Raw genomic sequence first — 23,967 nt, 5'->3', positions numbered from 1 at the left:
TTACTTTCTAGACTTGATGTCGCAAATTTCGATGACGCAGCTATCACAGATGTGACCACCGTGAACATCGCGATGAATTTCACAGCCGCAACCGCGGCAGTGGTGATAAACGTAGTGATCGGCGGTGCGCATCAAAAACCGTTGGATCTTAATCCGCAGCTTAGTGGCATCACTGGGCAGTTGCTCGTAGTCAAAACGTTTAATGCATTTCTGCACCGGCAGATAACGATATGTTCCGAGCCGCAAATAACCCTGATAGTAAAAGCCAACGCCGCTGTCATTAAACTCAACCCAGTAGGCCTTACGGTCATGCAGGTAATGTTCACTGACACCTTGATGATCCGATTCAAACGACTGCCACGGTAACCGGTGATAGCTATCCTGCAATTGCGCCAACGACACTGGCATAAAACCGTATTTACTCAGCACCTGCTGGATTTGCTGTTTGTGGTGCAGGCGTGACGCTGTGATGGCCGTTGCCGCCTCGATAGTTTGAGAACGCATCAATGAATGATCCCTAAATGAATCACCGCGCAGTTATCGCACATGCCGTAGGTCGAGTGATCGCGATGGATCGAATTACCACAACCCTCACAAGGCTTGTAGACGTAATCACTGCCAAGGCGCTTTACAAAACGCCGCAGTTTCAGTTTCAGCCGTTTCGCGTCGTCCGGCAGCGAGGCGAGCGGAAAAACCTTGATGGCTTTATCCAGCGGTTCCGGTTGATGTGGGTGCGGCCATTCAATCCCAGCAAAATAGAACCCTAATTCGCTGTGATTAAGTTGCGCCCAGAAATCGTATTCCGCGTTCCGCCAGCGACCGTGCTCTGCTTCAAATCCCAGTTGCTGCAGCGTCTGTTCCACCAACGCAATCTGTGCGGCCTGTGCAGTCGGTAATGACACCGGCATCACCGTCAACAGTGCCTCGGCTTTGTTACCGATCTTGCCGCGCCACGCCAGCTTACGCAGCCACATCACCGGCAATGCCGCTTCGCCCCAGAAGGCGCCAGCCAGCATACCGTAGATGGCGGCGGTGGTATCAGCGTCTTCTCCCAAATTGGCGGCCAACAGCGTGCCATCGGCAAAGTCACGGGCGTGGGCAAAACACCACAGCGCCGCTTCTAGGCTTCGCACCACAAAGCCACTGCCGTGGATCTGCGTTTCCGCTTTACCAATAAATTCGCCGCTGCACAGCTGCTGGATCTCATCATGCAGCTGCCACTGGCTTGCGAATTGGGCCAAATGCTGCCGTAACCAACTGTTCGGTTGCGTGCCGGCATCCACCGGTTGATTCAACAATTGATGCAGTAGGTAGGTCATCAGCTGGCAGGCGTCGACGGCGCGCGCTTCACCATGAGTGGTACGACTGCTGTCGGCAGCCATCGCCATCGCCTTCGCAACCGGTTGTTGCCAATAGGCCAACGCAATTGGTGCGATCCGCATCAAACTGCCGTTGCCGGCACTGAACTCATCACAAGCGCCAACATAAGGGGTACCATCGCGATGTTGTTGATAGCACTTCAGTGCACTGCGCACGGTGTTGCCAATATCAAAACAATGGCCGGTACAGGAGTTTTCCCCGTCGTGGTACCAACGCAAGTAACGATCCATCTGGTCACGCGGATCGTGCAGTCCTTGGGCTAACAAACTGTCAGCCAAACACAGCATCATGCTGGTGTCGTCGGTCCACTGCCCCGGTTGCAGATCAAATGGGCCGCCGCCAACCATGTCGACAATTGGCTGTACCGCCTGTTTCGGGGTGAACTCTAAGGTGGTGCCAACGGCATCGCCAATGGCTAGCCCCAGCAAACAGCCGCGAGCGTGGTTAATTGATTTTTTCATGCTGTCTCCTTAACCGTTTTGCAAACGGGCAATTAACTGCTCGCGAGGCAGATCCAACTCGGTCACTTTGGCGAGGATCTCCTCAATCGCTTGCGCTTCATTGCGCGCCATCGCCACTTGCAGGTCGTCGATCATCTGCGCCATGGTGGCCTTGGTTAGCTGACGAAACAGGTTGATGCGGTTGTTCGACGATAAGCTGGCCAACTGTTGCAGTTGCTGACTCTGAAGCGCTTTACCGGTAACGGTTTTCGGTCCCGGTGCCTTGCTGGTTGACGGCGCTTTCACGACCTTTTCTGCAGTCAACTCAGACGCCTTGAGTTCAAGCACCGGCTTAACTTCACTGGGTGCCACGACGCTGTGGCCACCATTTGCTACCAAGGCCAATGGCGCTCGTTCGCTTACCGCGTCTACTGCGGTTTGCTTGGCCATTTCGGTCTGCGACTCGTTCACGACTAACTCCTGTTGGGCCTGCTTCTGCTCCGAGTGGTAGGCAGCAAGGCTTGGTAGCAGGAAGTCCAAGTGGTGACGCACCTGTTTATTCAACACCCGCATCATCTTTGGCTTGATGTAGCTGGTTTGATGACGTTGCTTCAGATCGTGGCCGATCTGCTCTTTCACCAGATCGGCGCGTTGCTGTGCCAATAAATCGACATCCCCATGCTCGTCAAAGCGCTGCTGCTCTTGCTCGGCCAGTACAGCCTTACGCTGGCGGAACAAGCGGCCGCAATTAGCAATGCACTGCTCCATCATCTTGTTGGTGCAGATCAACTGCTGCTCTTGTTGCTCCTCCTCGGTCAGCTCGGCCGCTTCCATCGGGGTAATGGCGCGTTTCACTTCGGCGATAAAATTGGTGTAAGCCTTGCGATCCGACGGGGTACCGCTGGTGAACAGCGGCTTGTCCACCCCCTCGATTAAAAACGACAAGTGATTGCCACTGGTCATATCCACAAAGAACGGTCGGCTCGCCCCTAACAGCTGTTCAATCTGTTTAATCAACTGCTTATGGTTTTTAGAGAAACGTTTGTTGCTGGTCATGGCGAGCCTCCTGCTGATGGCGAACAGTGAAAATGGTTGACGCCGAAATAATATGTAGCCTTAATGGTCACGTCATCACTGGCTACATACACATGTAAACAAATCAAGCAGGTGCACATTTTGGACAACCTCGACATTAAGCTGGACTTGCAGCTGCGCTTTCGGCTGATTGAAATCATCGCCCTATGGGAAGGCCGCCTAACCACCAATCATCTGTGTCAGGCGTTTGGCATCGGCCGCCAGCAGGCCTCAAAAGACATCAATTATTACCTCAACCATTTTGCCCACGGGCAACTGGTGTACGACCGCCAGCTGAAGGGATACAAACCGACGGCGCAGTTCTGCCCGCACTTTTGCAGTGGCCAAGCTCATGAATATCTGCAACTGTTGGATCGCCACGACGATCTGGGCGGGGTATTGTCGTTTTTGAGTTTGCAGTTGGGGGGCACCGAGGTATTGGATGTGCCGTCACGCTACGTCGATCCGCAAGTGGTGCGCACCTTGGTGCAAGCCGCTCGCCACGGCCACGCGGTTGAGGTGCATTACGATTCGCTCAGTTCCGAGAGTCTGGAAGATGACCCCTGCCGACTGCTGCACCCACACACCCTGGTATTTAACGGCTTTCGTTGGCACGTTCGCGCTTGGTGTGAGAAAAACCAACAGTTTAGGGACTTTGTGATTAGCCGTTTCCGCGGCCCCGCCAGCATCGACAGCAGCCGTGACGGCAAAGGCAAAAGCGACGATACCGATTGGCAGACCGAGGTCGAGTGCACCTTGATCCCCAACCCCAAACTGACCGAACGCCAGCAACAGGTGATTGCCAAAGACAACGGCATGGATCTCGATAGCCTGTCGCTGACCATCAAGGTCCCCAAAGCGCTGTTGATCTATTACCTAAAACGGATGGACGTGGCCCACCCCTACAATCCGAATATGGATGACTTCTATCAGCAGGTGGTGGTGAAGGAAAAGCAGTAAGTAGTTGGGAGTTGGGAGTTGGTAGTTGGTAGTTGGTAGTTGGTAGTTGGTAGTTGGTAGTTGGTAGTTGGTAGTTGGTAGTTGGTAGTTGGTAGTTGGTAGTTGGTAGTTGAGCAGATTGGTACCAACCTAGCGCCAACCACAAGCTCTGGCTAACTACTAATCACTAAAAACTAATCACTATCCAACAAAAAAGGCGACCTTGCGGTCGCCTTGGGCAGTTTTAACAGACGGCGATTACGCGCGGCCTTGGAACTTGCCTTCTTCGGTATTGATGCGGATCACTTCGCCGGTCGCCATGTATTCTGGCACCTGAACAACCAGACCGGTGGTCAGTTTGGCAGGTTTGGTACGAGAGGTCGCAGAAGCACCTTTGATGGATGGATCGGTTTCAACGATCTCCAGTTCCACGGTGGTTGGCAGTTCAATAGCAACTGGCGCGTCGTTTACGGTGATTACCTTGATGCCTTGGGTGCTTTCGTTGATGTACAGCAGCTCTTCCTCGATCGCTTCTTTGTTGAAGCTGTACGGGGTGTAGTCTTCATTGTTCATGAACACGTACTCGTTGCCATCAACGTAGGAGAACATCACGTCAGCACGACGTACGTCTGCTAGGTTGATCATCTCGTCCGCTTTGAAGCTTTCATCGACCTTCAGGCCGGTTGCCACATCGTAGCAACGCATGCGGTACAAGCTAGCGCCGGCACGACCACTTGGGGTCAGCTTGTTAATATCTTTTACAAACAGTACTTTACCATTCAGTTCAATGGCGGCGTTCTTTTTGATTTCACTGGCCTTTGGCATGGTGATCGTTCCACTTAATGAAAAATAACAGCGCAAATTACCATGTCTTTTGGCGGATACAAGCTAAATGCATCACGGCGGTAAAATTTGCTGCCAATTACCTCAGCAACTGTAGTGCTGCCAGTGCTATCTTGCCGCTGCAATTGCCGCAGGTTACTGAGCAATTTGCCAACAGTTGCCGAGACAATGCCAATAACTGTGACCCACCACTTAGCTTAAGTTGCTGTTACAGTAAATAATGTAAAGGTTTTGCCAATTGATATTCGAGGCGGTTTTGCATGCGCATTTTGCTGCTGGTAGCAACCTTTGATGAGCTATCACAACGACTGTTTGATCAACTCAGACGTCAACACCAGTTGGCGATTGAGTCGAGCGATCATTTTCCGCCCCGTCGGTTTGAAGAATATAAACCGGAACTGATCATCAACTGCGATCCGCAGCTGGCAATCAGCGCTACCCTTCGCCAACATCCCCACTGTTTTTCGCTACTATCAGGGATCGATCACAATCTTGGCCAGCACGCACTCAGCCAAGCGCTCCTAACCAAATCAACAGAATTTGGCGTGAGCCTGATCCAACATCGCGCCGATGGCGATAAATTGTTGGCCGAGCACCGCTTCGCGTTAGCCCCTCGCAGTCAGCAAAGCATTAAGCTGCAACAGCTGAATCAAGCCTATGGGCAACTGTGCCAGCAGCTGTTGACGCTACTGGCCAGTGGCGAACCGCTGCCGTTATTGGCAGATATCGGCAGCAGCCATATGGCATCGCCAATCAGCGCCCAAGCACTGAAGATCGATTGGGATGCCGATGGCAGCCAAACCATCATCGACAAACTCAATGCCGCCGGCGATGAAGGCATCATCGATCTGTTGGCGGGCCACAGCGTTCATCTGTATCGGGCTTACCCAGAATACAAATTGCGCCACCCGAAACCGCAGCAACTGCTGGGCCAACGCAGCGGCGCGGTCTGCGTTAGCACCATCGACGGCGCCCTGTGGTTTGACAAAGTCAAACCAGTACGCACCATCGATCAGCGCTTTACTGCAGTCAGCGCTACCACCGCAATCGCTAGCAAATTACGCCGAGTGTTTGAATTTAAAGTCAACGAACCACTGCCACTGGACAGTCGTGACTACAGCGATATTCGCTTTGAGTGTCGCGATGACATTGGCTATCTGCACTTTAACTTTGCCGATGGGGTGATGAATTCGGATCAGGCACAGCGACTGCTGGCCGCTTTCCACCACGCCTGCGAGCAACCGCTCAAGGTGATTGTGCTGATGGGCGGTGATGATCACTGGGGACACGGAATCGATTTGGGCCAAATTGAAGCGGACCGCGAACCCGCCAGCGAATCTTGGCGCAACGCCAACGCCCTCAATGACATTAGCGAAGCGATCCTCACCTGCGAAGACAAGATCACCATCGCAGCCCTAGGTCGCAACGCTAGCGCGTCCGGGATGATGATGGCGTTAGCCTGTGACAAAGTGATCGCCCGTGACAGTGTTATCTTAAACCCGCATTACGGCAATCTAGGGCTGTTTGGCGCTGACTATTGGACCTTTACCCTACCAAAGCGCGTCGGCACCAAAATGGCAGAGCAATTAACCGACAACGGTTTGCCGATCTGCGCCACCGCCGCCAAAAACCTCGGCTTAATTGATGAGGTGCTCAGCAGCGAAGATGACGCTGGCTACCTTCAAGCGCTGCATCAATACGCCACTGGCGTGCGCCAGCAAAACTTAGTGCTGCAACTGCATAATAAGTGGCGTAATCGGCGTAAAGAGGAAGAGCTTAAGCCGTTGGCCAAATACCGCGCCGAAGAGTTAGTGCAACTGCGCCGTAACTTTGCCGACGCCAGTCCCTATCACCAACTGCGCCGACAGCAGTTGTTCGAGCCACAGCCACTACCAGCGCAGTTGGATCCCTTCCGGCTAGCGTAAAGCAACTTACAATCAATAAACTTTAGAGCCAGCTTAATGGAATATTAACTGGCTCTATTTTTTTTAAGCGATTTTGACAGATAATTCGCGCATTCACTTTTTTTTCACGGCAAGCCGTTGTTTTTCCGTGATATTTAACATAAAAACAACAATGAAAGAGCATTCCTTCACTACCATTGCAAGTTGCGATACTGCTGAATCAAACTCATTAAAACTACTGCTAAAAGCCACTGCGCCATTTTGGTTACTGGCACTGCTGTTTGCTTTTGTCACCGCTATCGTTCGGATTGATGCAATGCTCGGTTTCAGTTCAACCGAAACCTCAATTACTGAGCTTGGCCAACTCAGTCTATTGGCACTGATTTGCGCCCGTTTACTGTATATCGCTAAAAGCGACCGCAACATTCGCCAAGCCGCGACCTTAATGACCGCCTTTTTTATGGTGTGTGCCATCCGCGAATTGGATTTCTTATTTGATAAGCTGCTGCATGGTTCTTGGATCTATCCCGCGCTAGTGGTAACAGGCTTAGGGATCCTGTTAAGTGCACGCCCGAAGGGCCTGGTGCTGAAACAACTTGCCGACATACTCGGCAGCAAAGCGGGCGCCCTACTGATGCTATCGATGGCAATGCTGCTGGTATTTTCACGCCTATGGGGTATGGGCGACTTCTGGACCGAGGTGATGGGCGTAGAATATATGCGCGCGGTTAAACGCACCTCCGAAGAGGGCTTAGAACTATTAAGTTACACAATGATTGCTTATTCGGTACTGCAAATTAAATTTATTCGCGATTAATCGAGCCTAAATAAAAAGCCAAATAAAAAAGGCTGAAGTGAGAAATCACTTCAGCCTTTTTTATTATTTCAGCAGTTACAACTGCCGAACCGAATCACGCTCAACCAAACTCGGCGGCAACAATAACCGTTGACCGTCACAATCTGGCTTGGCCATTCGCGCCAGCAGCATCGCAATCGCTTGCTCCGCCAACGCCTGCATCGGCTGAGCAATGGTGGTCAATGGTGGGTTAAAGTACTGTGCCCCCGGGATATCGTCGTAACCCATCAACGACAGATCCTGTGGGATCCGCAAACCGTAATCGGCGGCGACGCGCGCCGCGCCCATCGCCATCAGATCGTTGTTAGCAAATACCGCGGTAACCGCCTCGTTGCTACCGTGCGTCTGCGCCAACAGGCTCTGCATCGCCTCAAAGCCGCCTTCGTAGCTGAAGTTACCGGAATGCACCCACGCCTTATCGTTAGCGGTTACGCCCGCTTCGGCCAGTGCCCGGTGATAGCCCGCCAAACGATGTTGACTGTTGTACTTAGCCAACGGCCCGGTGAGGATCCCAATCTGACGGTGACCGCGATCCAGCAAATACTTAGTCGCTAGATAGCCACCCAGTTCTGAATCATCCAAAATGCGATCGAAGCCGACCGCCGACGGGCCGGCGTCCATCATCACCATTGGCAATTTAGCAAAGGCCGACAACGGCACTTGGCGGGCGTCGGCACTCATCACCAACACACCATCGACTCGGCGCTGGGTCAGCATCTCGATGTAATCGCAGGCGCGCTCGACATTACCTTGGGTATTACACAGGATCAGGTTATAGCCGTGGCTGTAAGCCACTTTATCAACCCATTGGATCAGATCGGCGTAAAACGGGTTGTTGGAGTCAGTGACCAACATCCCCAGCACTCGGCTGCTGCCACCTTTGAGACTACGGGCGACCACATTCGGCACGTAATTAAGCTGTTTGACCGCCTGCTCTACCGCTAACCGTGCAGTCTCAGAAACAAAGCGAGTCTGATTAAGCACGTGCGATACGGTGGTGGTGGAAACCCCAGCCAGTTTGGCAACGTCACGAATGGTGGCCACGTTGAATCCCTTATTATTGTTGTAAGCGCGCCGATTATACGGTTAGCCGTGCAGCAACGCTTGGGCTTCTGCGCGAGTTGGGATCGAGGATTGCGCCCCCAGACGAGTTACCGACAGGGCCGCCGCCGCTTGACCAAAACGTACCGCCTCAACCAGTGATTTGCCTTCCAGCATGGCGGTAACAAAACCACCGTTGAAGGTGTCACCGGCCGCGGTAGTATCGATGGCGTTTACCACAAAACCTTCGATGCGCTGGCCTTGGCCAGACTGAGACAACCACACGCCGCGTTTACCCAAAGTGATCAGCACCAGTTCAATGCCAAACTGTTGATGCAGCTGGTTAGCCGCGCGTTCCGCATCTTCCAAGGTATCAATCGCGATACCGGTCAGCAACTGCGCTTCGGTTTCGTTTGGAGTGATGATATCGACGTTACGCAGCAGCGCTTCTGGTAGTGCCTTGGCTGGTGCTGGATTCAGTACCACTTTGGTGCCGGCGGCTTTAGCGATCTCAGCGGCGTACACTAAAGATTCAACCGGAGTCTCCAGTTGCATCAACAGCAGCTCAGACGCTTCAATCTGGCCGCGCTGGGCATCCACCACCTCGTTGTTCAGAGCGGCGTTGGCACCTGGCCAAATGCCAATGCGGTTCTCGCCAGACTGTTCCACGTAGATCATCGCCAGACCAGTGGATTCACCGGCTACCGCGCTGATCCCTGCGGTATCCATGCCGGTTTCGGCGAACTCGGCCACCATCTGCGCGCCGATGGCATCGCTGCCAACACAACCGATCATCGCCACATCGGCGCCCAGCTTAGCGGCGGCCACCGCTTGGTTAGCGCCCTTGCCACCGGCAACCACTTGGTAGTTGTTGGCAGTCAGGGTTTCACCCGCTTTCGGGGCGTAGGTTACTTGCATCAGGTGGTCAACGTTAATGCTGCCCAGTACGGTTAATTTAGCCATGATAGTCTCGCAACAAGGGCCGCAACTGCAGCCCTTAAAAAATGATTTATTTGGTAATGATTTGCAGCGGTACCGGTTGGAATGGTTCCACCGCTTCGCCTTTGATGGCGCGCATTGCCGCTTCCACCGCTTTGGCACCAATCAGCTCTGGCTGCTGGGCAACCGTGGCTGCCAGCTCACCACGACGTACCGCGGCAATGCCTTCGTCGGTACCATCAAAGCCGACGATCAGTGGCTGCTTGCCACTGGCTTTGGCAGCGCTAATCGCGCCCAAGGCCATCTCATCGTTCTGGGCAAAAAGCGCTTGGATATCGCCTTTGGAAGACAGCATGTTCTCGGCCACGTTCAAGCCCTTAGCGCGGTCAAAATCCGCCGGCTGGGATGAGGCCAGCTCAAAGTTGTGGGCAGTAACCGCTTCGCTAAAGCCTTGGCCACGATCACGGGCCGCGGAAGTACCGGGTACCCCCTCCAGCTGCCCCACCTTGGCACCAGCGCCTAGCTGCTTAGCGATAAAGTCACCGGCCAGTTTGCCACCGGCGACGTTATCGGAAGCGATGTGACTGGTAACGGTGCCGCGGGCAACGCCGCGGTCAAGGGTCATCAGCGGAATGCCTTTACGGTTAACCAAACCGGCGGCATTGGAGGCCGCATCGGAGTCCGCTGGGTTTAGCAGCAGCACCTTAACTTGGCGGATCACCATATCTTCGACGTTGGCCAGTTCACGGGCCGGATCGTTTTGCGAGTCCAATACGATCAGATCCAAACCCAGCTCATCGGCTTTGGCTTCCGCGCCATCTTTCATCGATACGAAAAATGGGTTGTTCAGAGTCGAAACCACCAGCGCGATCACCGGTTTATCGTCGGCGGCCACCGGCAGCACCATTGATGCCGCCAATGCCAGTACCGCAAGTGAGCGAGAGAAAACCTTCATCCAAGTCTCCTTAAGCGTGGGACTTACGATCCGCCAGCACCGCCAGCAGAATTACCGCCGCTTTGGCGATCATCTGGTAGTAAGAGGATACGTCCAGCAGGTTCAAGGCGTTGTTCAGTACACCGATGATCAGTGCGCCCACCAGGGTGCCCCAGATAAAGCCACGGCCACCGGCCAGACTGGCGCCACCAACTACCACTGCCGCAATCGCATCCAGCTCGTAAGAGGTACCGGCGGTTGGCTGCGCTGAAGATAGACGCGCTGTCACAATCAGACCCGCCAATGCTGACATCGCGCCTGCGATGCCGTAGACCGCGATTTTAACCCGATCAACGTTGATGCCAGACAGACGCGCGGCGGATTCGTTGCCGCCGATGGCGTAGATGTAACGGCCCAGACGGGTGTGGTGCAGCAGCAGCCATGCGCCAACAAAGGCGGCAAACATCAGCCATACCGGCACTGGCAGACCAAACAGGTAACCGCCACCGATCAGCGCAAATTGCTCGGCAACCTCGGTAAAGCCGGTGGAGATCGGACGACCTTCGGTGTACACCATGGTCAGGCCACGGATGGCGGTCATGGTAACCAAGGTGGCGATAAACGCCTGCACTTTACCTTTGGAGATCAGTGCACCGTTCATCGCCCCCAGTGCCGCGCCAGCCATGATTGCCGCAGGCAGTGCCAGCAACAGTGGCATTTGTGCCGCTACCAACGACGCCGCCAAGGCGCCAGCCAGTGCCAATACCGCGCCCACCGACAAGTCGATACCGGCGGTTAGGATCACCAAGGTCATGCCAACCGCGATAATCGCGTTAACCGAAGTTTGACGCAGGATGTTCATAAAGTTATCGACGGTGAAGAACTGGTCGTTCAGCATCGATACCACAAAGATCAGCGCAACCAGCGCCAGAAGCGCTTTTTGCTGTTTTAGCGACTCTAGCGCCTTGGCCATGGCTGGGGAGTTTGCAGAAGTGGTCATGTTTGAATCTCGAAATAAACGCTTGCGCAACGCGCGAATTCTTAGTGATTGCCGATGGCCGCAGCCAGCAGTTGCTCTTGAGTGGCGGTCTTAGCATCGAACTCGCCACTGATTTGACCGTGATTCATCACCAAGATGCGGTCGCTCATGCCCATCACCTCAGGCATATCAGAGGAAACCAGAATGATGCTCATCCCCTGTTGCTTAAATTGGTTGATCAGCTGGTAGATCTCTTTCTTAGCGCCAACATCGACGCCGCGGGTTGGCTCATCCAAGATCAGTACCTTTGGCTTGGCCATCAGTCCTTTGGCGATCGCCGCCTTCTGCTGATTACCACCAGAGAGTTTGCCGATTGGATGGTCTAGGCTTGGGGTCTTAACGTTGAAGGCTTCAGCAAAGTACTGGGCTTGTTCCTGCTCGGCACCCGCTTGGATAAAGCCAGCACGAGACAGCGATTCCAGTGAGCTGATGCTCATGTTCTCTTTGACCGACATCTCCAGCATCAGACCATCGCCTTTGCGATCTTCACTGATGTAGGAGATCCCAGCGCTAATGCCTTGGCTCGGGCTACGCGGATGCACCGCTTGGCCATACAGCAGCACTTCGCCAGCTTCACGCTTGCCATCACCAAACAGCAGCCGCATCAGTTCAGAACGGCCGGCGCCCATCAGGCCGTTAAAGCCGAGGATTTCGCCTTCGTGCAGTTCAAAGCTGATGTTGTTAACGCCGTTACCACAAAGGTTGCTAACCGCCAGTGATACCGCGCCACGCGGGTGATCCACCCGTGGGTACAGATCCGACAGTTTACGACCGACCATCAGTTCAATCAGTTTGCACTCGGTCAGATCACTGACCGCTTGTTCAGCAATAAACTGGCCATCGCGCATCACGGTAACGCGATCGCAGATGTCGAAGATCTCTTGCAGGCGGTGGGAGATGTAGACGATGCCAACGTTTTGCTCGCGCAGTTCACGAATTACCGCAAACAGCGCCTCGGTTTCGCGATCGGTCAGGGCGTCGGTTGGTTCATCCATCACAATGATGTTGGACTTAAACGACAGCGCCTTGGCGATCTCCACCATCTGCTGTTGACCCAAAGACAGTTCGCCCATCTTGGTGCGGCTGCCGCAATTGACATGCAGACGCTCCAGCAAGGCATCAGCCTCGGCGTACATCTTGTTCCAGTCAATCAGACCAAAACGCTTTGGCTCACGGCCTAAGAAGATGTTTTCCGCAATCGATAGCTCATCAATCAGGTTCAGTTCCTGATGGATGATGCTTAAGCCCGCCGCTTGGGATTGGCGCGGACCGGAGAATTTCACCACCTCGCCATTTAAGCGAATTTCACCCGCTTCTGGCTGATAGATGCCGGTCATCACCTTCATCATGGTGGATTTGCCGGCGCCGTTTTCACCCATCAGTGCCATCACTTGGCCTGGGTAAACGTTTAGCTGGGCGCCATTCAATGCTTTCACGCCTGGGAAGGATTTCTCAATCCCGTTCAGGCTTAGCAGTGGCTTCAGTTCGGTGGACATTAAAACGCCACTCCTGCGGACAGAATAATGTTGGCGTATGGGGTGCACTCGCCGGTGCGGATCACCGCGCGGCTGTTGGCAGTACGCACTTTGAATTGTTCATGGCTAACGTAGCTGATGGCGATCGCTTGGCCTTGGGCATCGCCCAGTTGCTCAAGCAGCTGCAACAGCTGCTGATGGAATTCACTGCTGTGTTCGGCGATCTCTTGCGCCAGTACCACAGCTTCGATTTGCAGATCGCCCGCCACCACTTTCAGAGTATCCAAGAAAGTCGGTACGCCGCGGATCAGCGCCAAATCGATGCGCTCGCAAGAAGCAGGGATCGGCAAGCCACAGTCACCAATGGTGATCTCATCAGTGTGACCAGACAGGGCCAGTACACGGGCGATATCACTGTTTAGCAGGGCGGCTTTTCTCATCTGTTCTCATTCCAATCAGAGTGTGCTGGGCAATCTCCCCAGCGGTTCTCCAAACTCACTAAAGCTTGGGCGCAAACGTTTGCGCAAAGGTTTGCGCGAATGATACTGGCGTTGGCGATCGATCGCTAGCCAACGGGTGAGATCCAGATCACGAATTCACACCCTTGCACGCACTGGTGATAACAACCGCACAGGTTTTGGGGATAAGGCTGTGAAACCGCGTGACAACCTTGTTGCCGACAAAAGCGACGACTTATCGACAAACGAGGAGAAATTATCAGCAAAACCACCAGAACTGGGGTTGCCGGCTCGCAAATTAAGGCAGATGTAGTGTTGCCGGCATGGGCTCAGGCGCCAGCCAACGCTGCTGGGTTTGCGGTGCTTCACCCAAGTAATCCAATAACCAACTGAGCAGCGGCCCTTCGCTGCTGCGGCGCCAGGCAATACCACAGGCACTGTCCGGTTTGCTTGGCTCGGACGTTAATGCCACCAATTGCCCAGAGGCCAGCAGTGGCTGCGCTAAATGTTGCGGCACATTGCCGATCCCCAACCCCTGTTGCAAACAGCTGATGGCGTTGCTCCAATCCGGCACCATAATCCGCCGCTTTGGCCCTTGCAGCCAGTTGTCTCGTTTAGGCAGGCTGCGGGAGGTATCTTCCAAACAGATGGTGTCGATGTTCTGCAGCGCTTGCGGTGAGATACTGTCCAGCGTCGCCGCTGGATGCTGCGGCGCGCACACCAATACCCACGACAGCGATCCCATCGGTCGAAAGCCAAAATCACCGCCAACCGGGATCGCTGCGGTGGCACCAATCGCCAAATCCGCGCGACCATCGGCTAACGCGTCCCACACACCATTAAACACTTCGAAATGGATCAGCAGTTCGGCATCGTCAAACTGCTGATAGAAATCGGCGATAAGCTCAGTCACCGGCGCCGGTTTAACGATGCTATCCAGCGCCACTCTCAACTGTGCCTGCCAACCTTTAGCCACCCGCTGAGTTTGCCGCTGCACCTCCGCCATCTCCCGCAACCACAGCCGCGCTTGATTAACAAAATGTTCGCCGGCGGGGGTCAGCACCACTTTTTTCGGCAGCCGCTGAAACAGTTCCGCCCCCAGTTGCTGCTCGACCTGACGGACGCTGTAACTGATCGCCGAAGGCACTTTATGTAACTGCTTGGCGGCGGCACTAAAACTGCCAGCACGGGCGACGGTATCGAGCATCTGTAAGGTGGCTTTATCAAACATCGGCGACTCGGGGTTTTGCTTTCAAAAATTTTGTTAGGTAACGGCAAAATATAGCGTTTAACGCCAACAACGTCAGCCACTAGAATGCGCAACCTTAAATTACTCAGCAGCTCTTACTTTAGCTGTTGGGGTTGCTGCATTTATCAAATTAATTGGCATCTATGAGCAAATTCATCACCAAAATTGAACTTGGCTATCTGTCGCTGCTGTCGATGCTGGGTTTTGTTGCCACCGACATGTATCTGCCGGCCTTTAAACAGATGGAAATGGCACTGGCGACTTCCGCCGAAGGGATCGCCCTGTCACTGTCGGTATTTCTGGCCGGTTTGGCCGGTGGCCAGCTGCTGTGGGGCATTTTAAGCGATCGCATCGGTCGTCGTAGCGCCTTGATCGCCGGTCTTACCCTGTTTGGTTTGGCCTCGGCGGCCATCAGCTTCTGTACGGAAGTATGGCAACTGCAACTGCTGCGCTTTATCCAAGCGATTGGTGTGTGTGCGCCAACGGTGATCTGGCAAGCGCTGGTGATCGACCGTTACACCCCAAGTCAAAGCCAACAAATTTTTGCCACCGTCATGCCACTGGTGGCGCTGTCCCCTGCCCTAGCGCCACAACTGGGCGTGGTGTTGGCGGATGCCTACGGCTGGCGCAGCATCTTTTTGTTCTTAACCGTGCTGGCAATTGCGCTGGTGGCCTACAGCGTTACCCTGCCAAAAGCGGATAAAACCGTAAAACCACAACCAGTGATGGGTGACATTAAGCAACTGCTTAGCTCCCGCTATTACATGGGCCACGTGCTGATCTTCGCTTCTGCTTCAGCGGCGTTCTTCGCCTACCTGACGGGTCTGCCAGAGATCATGCACCTGATGGGCTACGATGCCGCCGATATCGGCCTGTCGTTTGTGCCACAAACCATCGCCTTTATGGTGGGTGGTCTGCTGGGTAAACGCTGGGTAGCTCGTCATGGTGATGCCGGGTTGCTCAAAGCACTGCTGGCCACGTTCGCTCTAGTTGCGGCGGTATTGCTGGTGGTGGCACTGACCCCACAAACCACCATCTGGCCATTGCTGATCCCATTCTGTGTTTCAGCGGCGGTCAATGGCGCGCTGTACCCGATTGTGGTTAACCGCAGCTTAAGCCATATGCCACATTGCGCCGCCACCGCTGCCGGTTTGCAAAACACCTTGCAGATCAGCATCAGCTTTGGCGCCAGCGCCCTGGTGGCCAGCTTTGCCGAGATCCCACTGCAGATCACCGGCATCGCCATCGCCATCGCCGCGGCACTGCTGCTCAGCGGCTACGCGTTATCCCATTTCGGAAAAGCCAAATAAGCATGTCGCATAAAAAAACGGGCAGAGAAAATTCTCTGCCCGTTTTTTATGGCTTGGATTTATCGCTGAGGGTTATCGCTGAGCGTTATTACTTGGGTTTAGCCGTAGTAAGGCTTATTAGAGGTCAGCTGCGAAACGCCCTTCACCAAGCGGTAGATCGACCAGATAGTTACCACAGCATCAAAAAAGCGCCACAATGGCGCCTTTTTGATCAACAAGTTAGCCATCAACAAAACTGATATGGGCTATCAACGATAAAAACCGGGTCTAGTTCATCCGCAACACCAAGCTAACTCACCTTCGGTTCAATCGACCGCACCACTCGCCGGGCTTGCAACTTAATGCAATCACGCAACGGATTTTCCAAAGCGTCACGACGCCAGATAAAGGTCAATGGCCGCTTCATATTCAGCGCCGGCACGTTCAATTCAACCAATTCGCCACGGGCGATCGATTCACGGATATCTAAGAACGGCAGACAGGACAGGTACAACCCTTCGGCAACCAGCTTTTTAATCACCCGCACGTGCTCATATTCACGCCAGACGTTGAGATCATCAATGTGACCATGCAAGGCGCTTTCAAAGATGGCGCGAATGCCGGAGCCCTGCTCTCGCAGCACCCACTGGGCTCGTTCTAGCTGGGCAAAAGAGACCGCCGCCGAACGCGCGTAGGGGTGATTGGCACTGGCCACGATCGCCAGATGGTCATGACACCAGATCTCTTGCTGGATCTGGTTGTCATCGCAGCGCCCCTCAATGATCCCAAGGTCGTATTGGTAGTTACGAATGCCCTCGATCACCTGTTCGCTGTTGCGCACACTCATGGCCACTTTGACCGCCGGAAAGTCTTGATCAAGCTCCCGCAGCACCTGTGGAAACAGGTGTTCAGCGGCGGTCTGTGACACCGCCACGGCGATATCGCCACTGATGATCTGCTGCTCGGCAAAGCCCGATTCAATCCGCCGCACATCCAACAGGATCTTCTTCGCTTTGGGTCGCAACCAGTTGCCCCACACCGTCAGCGCCATCCGCTTATTTTGACGTTCAAACAGCGGGTGGCCGAGCATCCGCTCCAACTGTTGCAGCGCCATCGAAGTGGCAGATTGGCTTAAGTCCAACTGTTCTGCCGCTTGGCTTACGCTGCCACTGCGAGCAATCGCTTCAAACACCGCCAACTGTTTCAATGAAAATCGCATGGTTTCTCGTGCCAAATCTGGGCCCCAACACCACGGCGTTGGAGCCGGTTTTCACGGCATCAAGCAAGTTGATGCCGCAGTTCAAAATTATCAATTATCTCTGTCTGCTGAGATTCCGTATCGTGATTAACAACAAATCACGGCTGACCCCACACAGCATTACTAAGTTGTTCTGGCGCCAGTTTGTCCACTGCATTTTCCGTCTTGGTCTGGAGCCAACTATGAAACTGGAAAAGAAATTAGTCAGCGACATCATGGACCGCAATCCACTGGTATTAAGCACTACCACCACCGTTGCGACCGCCTTGCAGCTGTTTGCACAGCACAACATCGAATGCGCTCCAGTGGTCGATCAGCAGATGCGTTTGGTGGGGATCTTCTCCAGCCACGATCTGCTGGTGCACTTCTGGAGCATCAACTACGCCAAACACCACCAAGAGGTTAGCGTCGAGATGCTGATGCGTACCGAGGTAGAAACCGCCCACGCCAGCGACAGCGTGCTGCAACTGGCTGAACGGATGTGCATCGATCACGAGCAACTGTACGCAGTCTCCGACAGCGGCTTTTTAACCACCATGTCGCCAAACCCGATTGAACAGCGAGCCCGCACCATGAAAGTGGCCAAGCCAAAGCAATTCCCAGTGGTTAAAGACCACAAGCTTATCGGCATGGTTAGCCGCGCTATGGTCGCCAACAGCCTGCTGGGGCTCTGCCACCAACACAAAACCAGCGGTCAACAAGTAGCGTAACCGCCCAGACCGCCGTTACCGAGTCAGTCTGCGAAAGCAGCGTCAAACGCTGCCCCTTGCGAGGGGTGGCGTTTTTTTATTTTGGGCTAGTGCGATAGCTCCGGCTCAATCACTCGGGTTAACTTAATCGCTTCGGATTTGATGCATTCGCGCAGCGGATTATCGATGGCGTCGGCGCGCCAGATAAAGTTCAGCGACCGTTTCATATTCAGCGCCGGCACCGCTAACTGCACCAGATCGCCCCGTTCTACCTCATAGCGCACATCAAACCAAGGTAAACAGGTGAGATATTGATTGTGCTGCACCAGATCTTTGATCACCCCAACGTGTTCGTACTCGCGCCAAACATGAAGTTTATCGATGTGATCGAAAATCGCCGTCTCAAACATGGTACGAATGCCCGAGCCTCGTTCGCGCAATACCCATTGCGCTTGCTCTAACTGGGCAAAGCTGACCCGCTGAAACTTAGCGTAAGGATGATCTTTACTGGCGACGATGGTTAAGGTGTCATGACACCACACTTGCTGGGCGATGCTGTCATCCAGACAGTGGCTTTCGATCACCCCAAGGTCATATTCGTAGTTACGAATGCCTTCGATCACCATGTCGGTGTTTTTTACCGTCATGTCGATCCGCAGTGCTGGATAGTCGGCATCAAGATTTCTGATAACCGCAGGAAACAGGTGTTCCGCTGGAGTTTGACTGACCGCCACTTTGATCTCGCCGCTTAAGATCTGCTGTTCAGCAAATCCGGCCTCAATCAGCTTGATGTCCTGCAACACCTCTTTGACCTTAGGCCGCAACCAGTGGCCTTTGGCGGTCAACAGCATCCGTTTACTTTGTCGTTCAAACAGGGGACTACCGAGACTGCGCTCGAGGTGTGCCAACGCCATTGAGGTCGCCGACTGGGTCAACGCCAATGCGTCGGCAGCGGCACTTACGGTGCCGTGGGTGGCAACCGCGTCAAACACCGCCAACTGCTTTAGGGAAAACTTACCGGTTTGTGGCTCATCTTCCGCTTCTTTTTTCGGCGCCGTTATGGGGATCAATTTAACCATCAAAAACCTCGATACTGGGGCTCAGTATTATCCATTTTTTTCAACGATGCGACGAGCGTATCCTCCGCCCCATTCACGCGGGTACCAATTCGTTATGGCGCCGCAAGCTTGTCATTGGGAGGGACTGCATGTCCACCGTCACTTCGGTAAAATCGGAGCCAAATCAAACCCATCTCACCCCGCCGCAAATGATGGCGGTGGCCGAGACCTTCGCCGTTGGTAAAACCAGCAAACCCACTGCCATGACCATTCTGTCGGCAGCGATGGGTGGTCTGTTTATCGGTCTGGCGTTTGTGTTTTACATCACCGTGACCACCGGCAACGGCGACATTGGTTGGGGTGTCAATAAATTAATCGGCGGCGTCGTTTTCAGCTTAGGCCTGATTCTGGTGGTGGTGGCCGGTGCCGAACTGTTTACCAGTACCGTGCTGTCGCTGATCAGTTATGTTCGTGGCGAAACCCCACTGGGCAAAATGCTCGGCGTTTGGGGCAAGGTTTATCTTGGTAACTTTATTGGTGCCATTTTGCTGGTGGCGTTGGTGATGGCGGCGCAGCTTTACATCAACGGCAACGGCGCTTGGGGTCTGAACGCGTTAAAGATCGCCCAACACAAGCTGCACCATGAGCCGCTGCAAGCCTTCGCCCTGGGCATTCTGTGTAACCTGATGGTGTGTTTGGCGGTATGGCTGACCTTCAGTGCCAAATCCAACGGCGCCAAAGCGTTCTTGATGGTGATGCCAGTGGCGCTGTTTGTCAGCTCTGGCTTTGAACACTGCATCGCTAACCTATTTATGGTGCCGCTGGGGATCGCCATTGCCAGCACCGCCGAGCCAAGCTTTTGGGCGATGGTCGGTGCCGATCCAGCCGCCTTTGCCGACCTAACTTGGAGCAACTTCCTATTCGCCAACCTGATCCCGGTGACCTTAGGTAACATCGTGGGTGGTGGCGTGGTGGTCGGTCTGGGTTACCACACCATCTACCGTACTTTTGCGCCAGCAGCCAAAGTTGCTGTCGTGTCCAAAGAGTCTGTGCAACAGGAGGCGTCTGTGCGTATCGATGATCGTCTGGTGAGCGAGGTGATGAATCGCGAACCGCTGCTGCTATCCCCTTCTCTGAGTCTGAACGATGCCATGCATGCTCTACAAAATGCCGGCGTTACTGGTGCTCCGGTGGTTGACCAACAGCAACAACTGCTCGGTTACCTATCCCACCACGATGTGCTGGTTGAGATGTGGTGCCGTAACTTCGACAACGACGACCACCTGACCGTCGCTCAAGTGATGCAAACCGACGTCCAGCGCCTGAATGCCAGCGACAGCGTGTTGAAGCTGGCGCAATACCTAAGCGTCGATGAGAAAGAGCTGTTCCCGGTAACCAGCAGCGGTATTGCCACCAGCATGACCACCGCCTCGCTGGCTGAACGAGCCAAGCAACAACGGATCGCACGACCGCAAATGCTGCCGGTGATGATCAACAATCGTGTGGTGGGCACCATCTCCAAAAACCAGATCGCTTCGCATCTGTTTGCGTGGACCAATCCAGAACAAGCGAAAACCTTAGATCTGGTTAAAAGCGCCTGATCGCAGATACAAAAAGGGCGTCCAATTGGACGCCCCTTTTGTGTCAGTCCGTGAAGCCTTGCGGCTAAACGTATTACAGCAGTGCTGGAATGCCCCACTGTTCTTCGAGCATGCCCACCGCCAACATGGCCGCGAAACAGATCAGCAGAACAGAACCTGGGATCACGATGCGATCCAGTTTGGACAGCTGGTTTGGACGATTTTTGTCGCCAATCAAACCGTTGTTATCCAGCAGCATGGTCAGTGCCCACGCCAATACTGGGTTGGTTACCGCTGCCGCAAACACACAGATACCGGCCGCTTGCGCGTCTTTTTCATCACGGATCATCTGTACGCCCGCTTCCAGCAGTGGCAAAGATACGCCAACCAGCAGCGCTACTCGCATTACCGGAGGCCAAACCGCCGCATCCATTGGGAAACCAAGGATTGCCACCAACATTACCAGTGAGCCTAGTACGATGGCACCAGCAGGAATAGGACGCTTAGCGATCGCTGCCGGGATCATGTAAGTACCCCAAGAGGAGGTGATGTTACCGCCACCCAGTGCCGTACCTACCATTTGACGAATAGAACACATGGTCATGGTGTCATCCACGTCCATCAGTACTTTTTCAGTGCCTTTCGGGTAGTTCAGCTCTTGGAAAATACGGTGACCCAAGAAGTCTGGCGACCACATCGCTACCGCCAAAATCGCAAATGGCAAAGAAGCGATAAAGTGCTGCGCGTTTGGCAGACCCAACATCCAGCCCTGTTCAGTAGAGCCCCACCAGTAAACTGGGTTTAAGTTCGGCAGACCCATTTCGGTCTCAAACTTCAGGTCGAAGCCAGCACCAAGTGCCAGTGCCAACACCAAGCCAGTTAGTGCACACGCTGGGATTGCCAGCCAACGTTTGCCCATTTTTGCCAGTACCGCATACAGCACGATCACCGCCGCCAGCACCACTAGGCCAACGTAACCCATGTCACCAGCTTGACCGCCTTCAGGCACCAGACCGTTAGCCCAAGTTTGGATGTTGCCGATCATGCTGACCGAACCGGTAAAACCGAGGAACACCAACAAACCGCCGGCAACCCCGTTACTGGTCAGGTTTACCAGTCGCGAGCCGCCCTTGAAGTAGGACAACAACAAGCCAAAAACACCCAGCAAAATGGCCAGTGCCAGTGGGTGTGCCCCAGCCAGCGCGATGGTACCAATCAGCGGGATCAGCGGACCATGGTTACCTGCCAAGTTAGCACGAGGGTTGATAAAACCGGACGCCAAAATACAGAAGAACAGCGCCGGTAGCAGCATCTCTACTCGGGCAACTTCAATCGCGAATTCACGGCCTAACTCGATGTGATCCCAGGCTTGGCTCAAGCCTTCAGCCCACGACATCATCACCGCCGAGTACATCGAGATAATACCGATGGTACCAGCGATGGCAGGAACAAGATCTTCCCACTCAAAGTTAAAGTCACGACCTGGTAGGTTCAGGGCATAACGACGCGGCTTCATGATCTGCAGTTCATGATCTAGGTAATCAGAGCGGGAGGCGAACTCGCTGGCTGGACGATGCAGCTCGCGGTACGACTTCTCCTGATTGGTTGTTTGCTCAGTCATGGCAACAACGACTCCGTAATAAAACGACTAGGGGTAAGTGCGGGGATCCAACAAGATTAGCAAACGATGGTTTTCTAACCGTTGTTCCCCAAAATCGCGGTCATTGTAAAGTCTTTAACAATTGATGCTCGTTGAAATTGCGCCGTTGAATCGCATTAGTTCAGAGAGTGTGAATTAGATCTTGTTATCGAGCCATAAAAAACCCGTATTCTGCCTCTGCGAACCACATCACGCAACAATCGCGCAACAACCACCATCTCGTTGCAAAATTAGCCATAAATGCAATCAACTCCACAGTAAATTCTAGCAAGTTGCGATTAGCAACAGCCGAGTTAACTGAAATGACGAATTAAAAAACAGCGCATTCTCAGTCGTTGTAAGCGCCATTCGAATACCCTGTCAGCGCCGCAATATTGGCCCGTTATGGTGCTAACTCGCCATAGCGCATTGCCGAATTTGTCATCGTCGCCAAGGGATCGCCAGGCTACCCTTAGGCGCTAATTATTGGAGAGCCTAATGCCTACTTTTATTACTAACAAACAAGGGATTATCGACTTTTACGATGCTTTTTCCCGCAGCGATTTCGACACCATCGCCGAGATGTTACACCCCGATTGTCAGTTTGAATTTCCCGGCACTTATCACCCTAATGTGGTGCGCGGTAAGTCAGCAATCCTGGCGCTGCTGGCTGCTATGCAAGCTAACCTAAATGGCAGCTTACGGTTTCACACTAAATGGGCAATGTTTGACGGCGATATGGTGGCGGCGCACTGGTATACCACCGCAACCACCCAACATGGCGGGGCTTACATGAACCGCGGCGTCGCATGGTTCAAACTCAAAGATGGGCTGGTGCATCAATTTTTGGACTTTCTTGATACCGAAATCATCAACGCCTTTTGGCCACAGGGACAAGATGCCACTCACTTTGCTGAAGCCAACCGTTTGGTTGAGGTGCTTCGCAGCTACGCCCCTGCTGCCGTCAACCAATATTGGTTAGAACAGCGTCAATAATTCTGCAGTTGTTGGTTAACTGCGGCGATAAGCCAGTTAGCCGCCGCCGACAGACCACGGTTGGGATAGACAAACGACACCGTCGCTTGCAGTGGCAATTGCAGTTCTGGCAACAACTGAACCAATTCACCGCGACTGACTCTATCGGCCACCATATAGTTGGTGGCCAAACAGTAATGGCTGCCCGCCATCATGATCCGCTCCACCTCACAATCGTCATTAATCGACAGATTGGCGTTTAAGGCAAAGCTGGCCAGTTCACCGCTGTCGGTTCGGTAATTGACATTTTTGTTGTGGTGTCCCCGGCGATGATAGGCAACCGCCGGCAATGGTTGCAGTTGCGCCAATGTTTGCGGCAGTCCATAACGACCAACAAACTCAGGCGTCGCTACCAACATAAAGCGAATATCTAACAGATGCTTGGCCACTAAATCGGTGTCTTTGGCTTGCCATACTCGCAGCGCCAAATCGTAGCGGTCTTTAATCAGATCCACCTGCTCATCCGCCAAATGAACATCAACCGTTACCTCAGGAAACCGCTGGCACAGAGTTTCCACCGCCGGTAGCAGAAACTTGCGCCCAAGATAAAGGCCACTGGTCACTTTTAAGCGGCCGCTGGGCTCACTGGTGCTGGTATTGGCAATGGCTTGCACATCGGCCAATAGATCGCCGATTTGCTGCGCCTTGGCGTAGATCTGTCGCCCTTGCTCGGTCAGTGATAGCGCGCGGGTAGAACGGTGCAGCAAGCGCACATTAAGTCCAGTTTCCAGTCGCTTAATTTGCCGAGTAAGGTGTGATGCATCGGTGTCACGCAACTGCGCCGCGGCGGCAAAACTGCCTTGTTCCACCACATCTACAAACGCCTGCAATAATTTGGCATCGGTCAT

The 23,967-nt window shown here is 53.8% G+C and carries 22 protein-coding genes; 7 read left to right on the top strand and 15 right to left on the bottom strand.

The window, feature by feature from the left end; all coding sequences use genetic code 11:
• From G506_RS0109450 to G506_RS0109440, 3 genes are read right to left on the bottom strand one after another with little or no spacing between them, the layout of a single operon-like run.
• Positions 1 to 504, bottom strand: coding sequence for a hypothetical protein (locus tag G506_RS0109450; RefSeq protein ID WP_028116654.1), 504 nt, complete (start codon positions 502 to 504; stop codon positions 1 to 3).
• A complete protein-coding gene (locus G506_RS19370) occupies positions 504 to 1,841 on the bottom strand; it encodes an ADP-ribosylglycohydrolase family protein (RefSeq protein ID WP_084631289.1) in 1,338 nt (445 codons plus the stop codon). Before G506_RS19370 ends, G506_RS0109450 begins: the two co-directional genes overlap by 1 nt.
• A gap of 9 nt (positions 1,842 to 1,850) precedes the next feature.
• Positions 1,851 to 2,876, bottom strand: coding sequence for a hypothetical protein (locus tag G506_RS0109440; RefSeq protein ID WP_028116653.1), 1,026 nt, complete (start codon positions 2,874 to 2,876; stop codon positions 1,851 to 1,853).
• A gap of 111 nt (positions 2,877 to 2,987) precedes the next feature.
• Here G506_RS0109440 and G506_RS0109435 point away from each other — a divergent pair, with 111 nt between their 5' ends.
• The gene (locus tag G506_RS0109435; protein WP_051202031.1) at positions 2,988 to 3,854 is read left to right on the top strand and encodes a helix-turn-helix transcriptional regulator; all 867 of its coding nucleotides are present in this window, start codon (positions 2,988 to 2,990) and stop codon (positions 3,852 to 3,854) included.
• Between the two features lie 237 nt (positions 3,855 to 4,091).
• Here G506_RS0109435 and efpL read toward each other — a convergent pair whose 3' ends face one another.
• On the bottom strand, positions 4,092 to 4,658 hold the full coding sequence (efpL, locus tag G506_RS0109430; RefSeq protein WP_028116651.1) for an elongation factor P-like protein EfpL: 567 nt from the start codon (positions 4,656 to 4,658) through the stop codon (positions 4,092 to 4,094).
• A 278-nt stretch (positions 4,659 to 4,936) separates the two neighbouring features.
• Between efpL and G506_RS0109420 the strand changes: the two genes are divergently transcribed.
• Both G506_RS0109420 and G506_RS19365 read left to right on the top strand, forming a co-directional pair.
• Entirely contained in the window at positions 4,937 to 6,601 is a 1,665-nt protein-coding gene (locus G506_RS0109420; RefSeq protein ID WP_028116649.1) for an enoyl-CoA hydratase-related protein, read from the top strand.
• Between the two features lie 151 nt (positions 6,602 to 6,752).
• Positions 6,753 to 7,397, top strand: a complete 645-nt coding sequence (locus G506_RS19365; RefSeq protein ID WP_051202030.1) for a hypothetical protein — start codon at positions 6,753 to 6,755, stop codon at positions 7,395 to 7,397.
• Positions 7,398 to 7,472: 75 nt separating this feature from the next.
• Here the strand turns inward: G506_RS19365 and G506_RS0109410 are convergent, their stop codons facing one another.
• The 7 genes from G506_RS0109410 to punR all read right to left on the bottom strand — a co-directional run bounded on the left by G506_RS0109410 (position 7,473) and on the right by punR (position 14,553).
• Positions 7,473 to 8,480, bottom strand: coding sequence for a substrate-binding domain-containing protein (locus G506_RS0109410; RefSeq protein WP_028116648.1), 1,008 nt, complete (start codon positions 8,478 to 8,480; stop codon positions 7,473 to 7,475).
• Positions 8,481 to 8,522: 42 nt separating this feature from the next.
• Positions 8,523 to 9,440: a ribokinase gene (gene rbsK / locus G506_RS0109405; RefSeq protein ID WP_028116647.1), complete on the bottom strand. Its 918-nt coding sequence runs from the start codon at positions 9,438 to 9,440 to the stop codon at positions 8,523 to 8,525.
• Positions 9,441 to 9,486: 46 nt separating this feature from the next.
• Entirely contained in the window at positions 9,487 to 10,371 is an 885-nt protein-coding gene (gene rbsB, locus G506_RS0109400) for a ribose ABC transporter substrate-binding protein RbsB (protein ID WP_028116646.1), read from the bottom strand.
• A 10-nt stretch (positions 10,372 to 10,381) separates the two neighbouring features.
• A complete protein-coding gene (rbsC, locus tag G506_RS0109395) occupies positions 10,382 to 11,350 on the bottom strand; it encodes a ribose ABC transporter permease (protein ID WP_028116645.1) in 969 nt (322 codons plus the stop codon).
• A gap of 41 nt (positions 11,351 to 11,391) precedes the next feature.
• Positions 11,392 to 12,885, bottom strand: a complete 1,494-nt coding sequence (gene rbsA, locus G506_RS0109390) for a ribose ABC transporter ATP-binding protein RbsA (RefSeq protein ID WP_205619495.1) — start codon at positions 12,883 to 12,885, stop codon at positions 11,392 to 11,394.
• Positions 12,885 to 13,304: a D-ribose pyranase gene (gene rbsD / locus G506_RS0109385; RefSeq protein ID WP_028116643.1), complete on the bottom strand. Its 420-nt coding sequence runs from the start codon at positions 13,302 to 13,304 to the stop codon at positions 12,885 to 12,887. Before rbsD ends, rbsA begins: the two co-directional genes overlap by 1 nt.
• A 316-nt stretch (positions 13,305 to 13,620) precedes the next feature.
• Positions 13,621 to 14,553, bottom strand: coding sequence for a DNA-binding transcriptional activator PunR (gene punR / locus G506_RS19360; RefSeq protein WP_051202029.1), 933 nt, complete (start codon positions 14,551 to 14,553; stop codon positions 13,621 to 13,623).
• Positions 14,554 to 14,714: 161 nt separating this feature from the next.
• Here punR and punC point away from each other — a divergent pair, with 161 nt between their 5' ends.
• A complete protein-coding gene (gene punC, locus G506_RS19355) occupies positions 14,715 to 15,881 on the top strand; it encodes a purine nucleoside transporter PunC (protein ID WP_051202028.1) in 1,167 nt (388 codons plus the stop codon).
• A 289-nt stretch (positions 15,882 to 16,170) separates the two neighbouring features.
• Here punC and G506_RS0109365 read toward each other — a convergent pair whose 3' ends face one another.
• Positions 16,171 to 17,079, bottom strand: a complete 909-nt coding sequence (locus G506_RS0109365; protein WP_028116642.1) for a LysR substrate-binding domain-containing protein — start codon at positions 17,077 to 17,079, stop codon at positions 16,171 to 16,173.
• Between the two features lie 122 nt (positions 17,080 to 17,201).
• Between G506_RS0109365 and G506_RS0109360 the strand changes: the two genes are divergently transcribed.
• Entirely contained in the window at positions 17,202 to 17,828 is a 627-nt protein-coding gene (locus G506_RS0109360) for a CBS domain-containing protein (protein ID WP_169628092.1), read from the top strand.
• A gap of 86 nt (positions 17,829 to 17,914) precedes the next feature.
• Here the strand turns inward: G506_RS0109360 and G506_RS0109355 are convergent, their stop codons facing one another.
• On the bottom strand, positions 17,915 to 18,886 hold the full coding sequence (locus tag G506_RS0109355) for a LysR substrate-binding domain-containing protein (protein WP_084631285.1): 972 nt from the start codon (positions 18,884 to 18,886) through the stop codon (positions 17,915 to 17,917).
• A gap of 128 nt (positions 18,887 to 19,014) precedes the next feature.
• Here G506_RS0109355 and focA point away from each other — a divergent pair, with 128 nt between their 5' ends.
• The gene (gene focA, locus G506_RS0109350) at positions 19,015 to 20,466 is read left to right on the top strand and encodes a formate transporter FocA (RefSeq protein ID WP_028116639.1); all 1,452 of its coding nucleotides are present in this window, start codon (positions 19,015 to 19,017) and stop codon (positions 20,464 to 20,466) included.
• Between the two features lie 73 nt (positions 20,467 to 20,539).
• Here focA and G506_RS0109345 read toward each other — a convergent pair whose 3' ends face one another.
• Entirely contained in the window at positions 20,540 to 22,066 is a 1,527-nt protein-coding gene (locus tag G506_RS0109345; protein WP_028116638.1) for a DUF3360 family protein, read from the bottom strand.
• Between the two features lie 516 nt (positions 22,067 to 22,582).
• Between G506_RS0109345 and G506_RS0109340 the strand changes: the two genes are divergently transcribed.
• Positions 22,583 to 23,080 (top strand): nuclear transport factor 2 family protein, encoded by a 498-nt coding sequence (locus G506_RS0109340; RefSeq protein ID WP_028116637.1) that lies wholly within the window; start codon positions 22,583 to 22,585, stop codon positions 23,078 to 23,080.
• Here G506_RS0109340 and G506_RS0109335 read toward each other — a convergent pair.
• Complete coding sequence (locus G506_RS0109335; RefSeq protein WP_028116636.1) at positions 23,074 to 23,967, bottom strand: LysR family transcriptional regulator; 894 nt, start codon at positions 23,965 to 23,967, stop codon at positions 23,074 to 23,076. The two genes, G506_RS0109340 and G506_RS0109335, sit on opposite strands and share 7 nt — an antisense overlap.

Origin of the sequence: Ferrimonas senticii DSM 18821, from assembly GCF_000422665.1 — a bacterium.
GTDB classification, from domain to species: domain Bacteria; phylum Pseudomonadota; class Gammaproteobacteria; order Enterobacterales; family Shewanellaceae; genus Ferrimonas; species Ferrimonas senticii.
The sequence above is the reverse complement of the archived record's forward strand: the minus strand, read 5'-3'. Positions and strand labels throughout refer to the sequence as shown.

What these genes read in the sequence shown, in the direction of transcription:
- G506_RS0109450 (WP_028116654.1), bottom strand. Translation starts at nt 504, where the DNA reads ATGCGTTCTCAAACTATCGAGGCGGCAACGGCCATCACAGCGTCACGC.
- G506_RS19370 (WP_084631289.1), bottom strand. Translation starts at nt 1,841, where the DNA reads ATGAAAAAATCAATTAACCACGCTCGCGGCTGTTTGCTGGGGCTAGCC.
- G506_RS0109440 (WP_028116653.1), bottom strand. Translation starts at nt 2,876, where the DNA reads ATGACCAGCAACAAACGTTTCTCTAAAAACCATAAGCAGTTGATTAAA.
- efpL (WP_028116651.1), bottom strand. Translation starts at nt 4,658, where the DNA reads ATGCCAAAGGCCAGTGAAATCAAAAAGAACGCCGCCATTGAACTGAAT.
- G506_RS0109420 (WP_028116649.1), top strand. Translation starts at nt 4,937, where the DNA reads ATGCGCATTTTGCTGCTGGTAGCAACCTTTGATGAGCTATCACAACGA.
- G506_RS19365 (WP_051202030.1), top strand. Translation starts at nt 6,753, where the DNA reads ATGAAAGAGCATTCCTTCACTACCATTGCAAGTTGCGATACTGCTGAA.
- rbsK (WP_028116647.1), bottom strand. Translation starts at nt 9,440, where the DNA reads ATGGCTAAATTAACCGTACTGGGCAGCATTAACGTTGACCACCTGATG.
- rbsB (WP_028116646.1), bottom strand. Translation starts at nt 10,371, where the DNA reads ATGAAGGTTTTCTCTCGCTCACTTGCGGTACTGGCATTGGCGGCATCA.
- rbsC (WP_028116645.1), bottom strand. Translation starts at nt 11,350, where the DNA reads ATGACCACTTCTGCAAACTCCCCAGCCATGGCCAAGGCGCTAGAGTCG.
- rbsA (WP_205619495.1), bottom strand. Translation starts at nt 12,885, where the DNA reads ATGTCCACCGAACTGAAGCCACTGCTAAGCCTGAACGGGATTGAGAAA.
- rbsD (WP_028116643.1), bottom strand. Translation starts at nt 13,304, where the DNA reads ATGAGAAAAGCCGCCCTGCTAAACAGTGATATCGCCCGTGTACTGGCC.
- punR (WP_051202029.1), bottom strand. Translation starts at nt 14,553, where the DNA reads ATGTTTGATAAAGCCACCTTACAGATGCTCGATACCGTCGCCCGTGCT.
- punC (WP_051202028.1), top strand. Translation starts at nt 14,715, where the DNA reads ATGAGCAAATTCATCACCAAAATTGAACTTGGCTATCTGTCGCTGCTG.
- G506_RS0109365 (WP_028116642.1), bottom strand. Translation starts at nt 17,079, where the DNA reads ATGCGATTTTCATTGAAACAGTTGGCGGTGTTTGAAGCGATTGCTCGC.
- G506_RS0109355 (WP_084631285.1), bottom strand. Translation starts at nt 18,886, where the DNA reads ATGGTTAAATTGATCCCCATAACGGCGCCGAAAAAAGAAGCGGAAGAT.
- focA (WP_028116639.1), top strand. Translation starts at nt 19,015, where the DNA reads ATGTCCACCGTCACTTCGGTAAAATCGGAGCCAAATCAAACCCATCTC.
- G506_RS0109345 (WP_028116638.1), bottom strand. Translation starts at nt 22,066, where the DNA reads ATGACTGAGCAAACAACCAATCAGGAGAAGTCGTACCGCGAGCTGCAT.
- G506_RS0109340 (WP_028116637.1), top strand. Translation starts at nt 22,583, where the DNA reads ATGCCTACTTTTATTACTAACAAACAAGGGATTATCGACTTTTACGAT.
- G506_RS0109335 (WP_028116636.1), bottom strand. Translation starts at nt 23,967, where the DNA reads ATGACCGATGCCAAATTATTGCAGGCGTTTGTAGATGTGGTGGAACAA.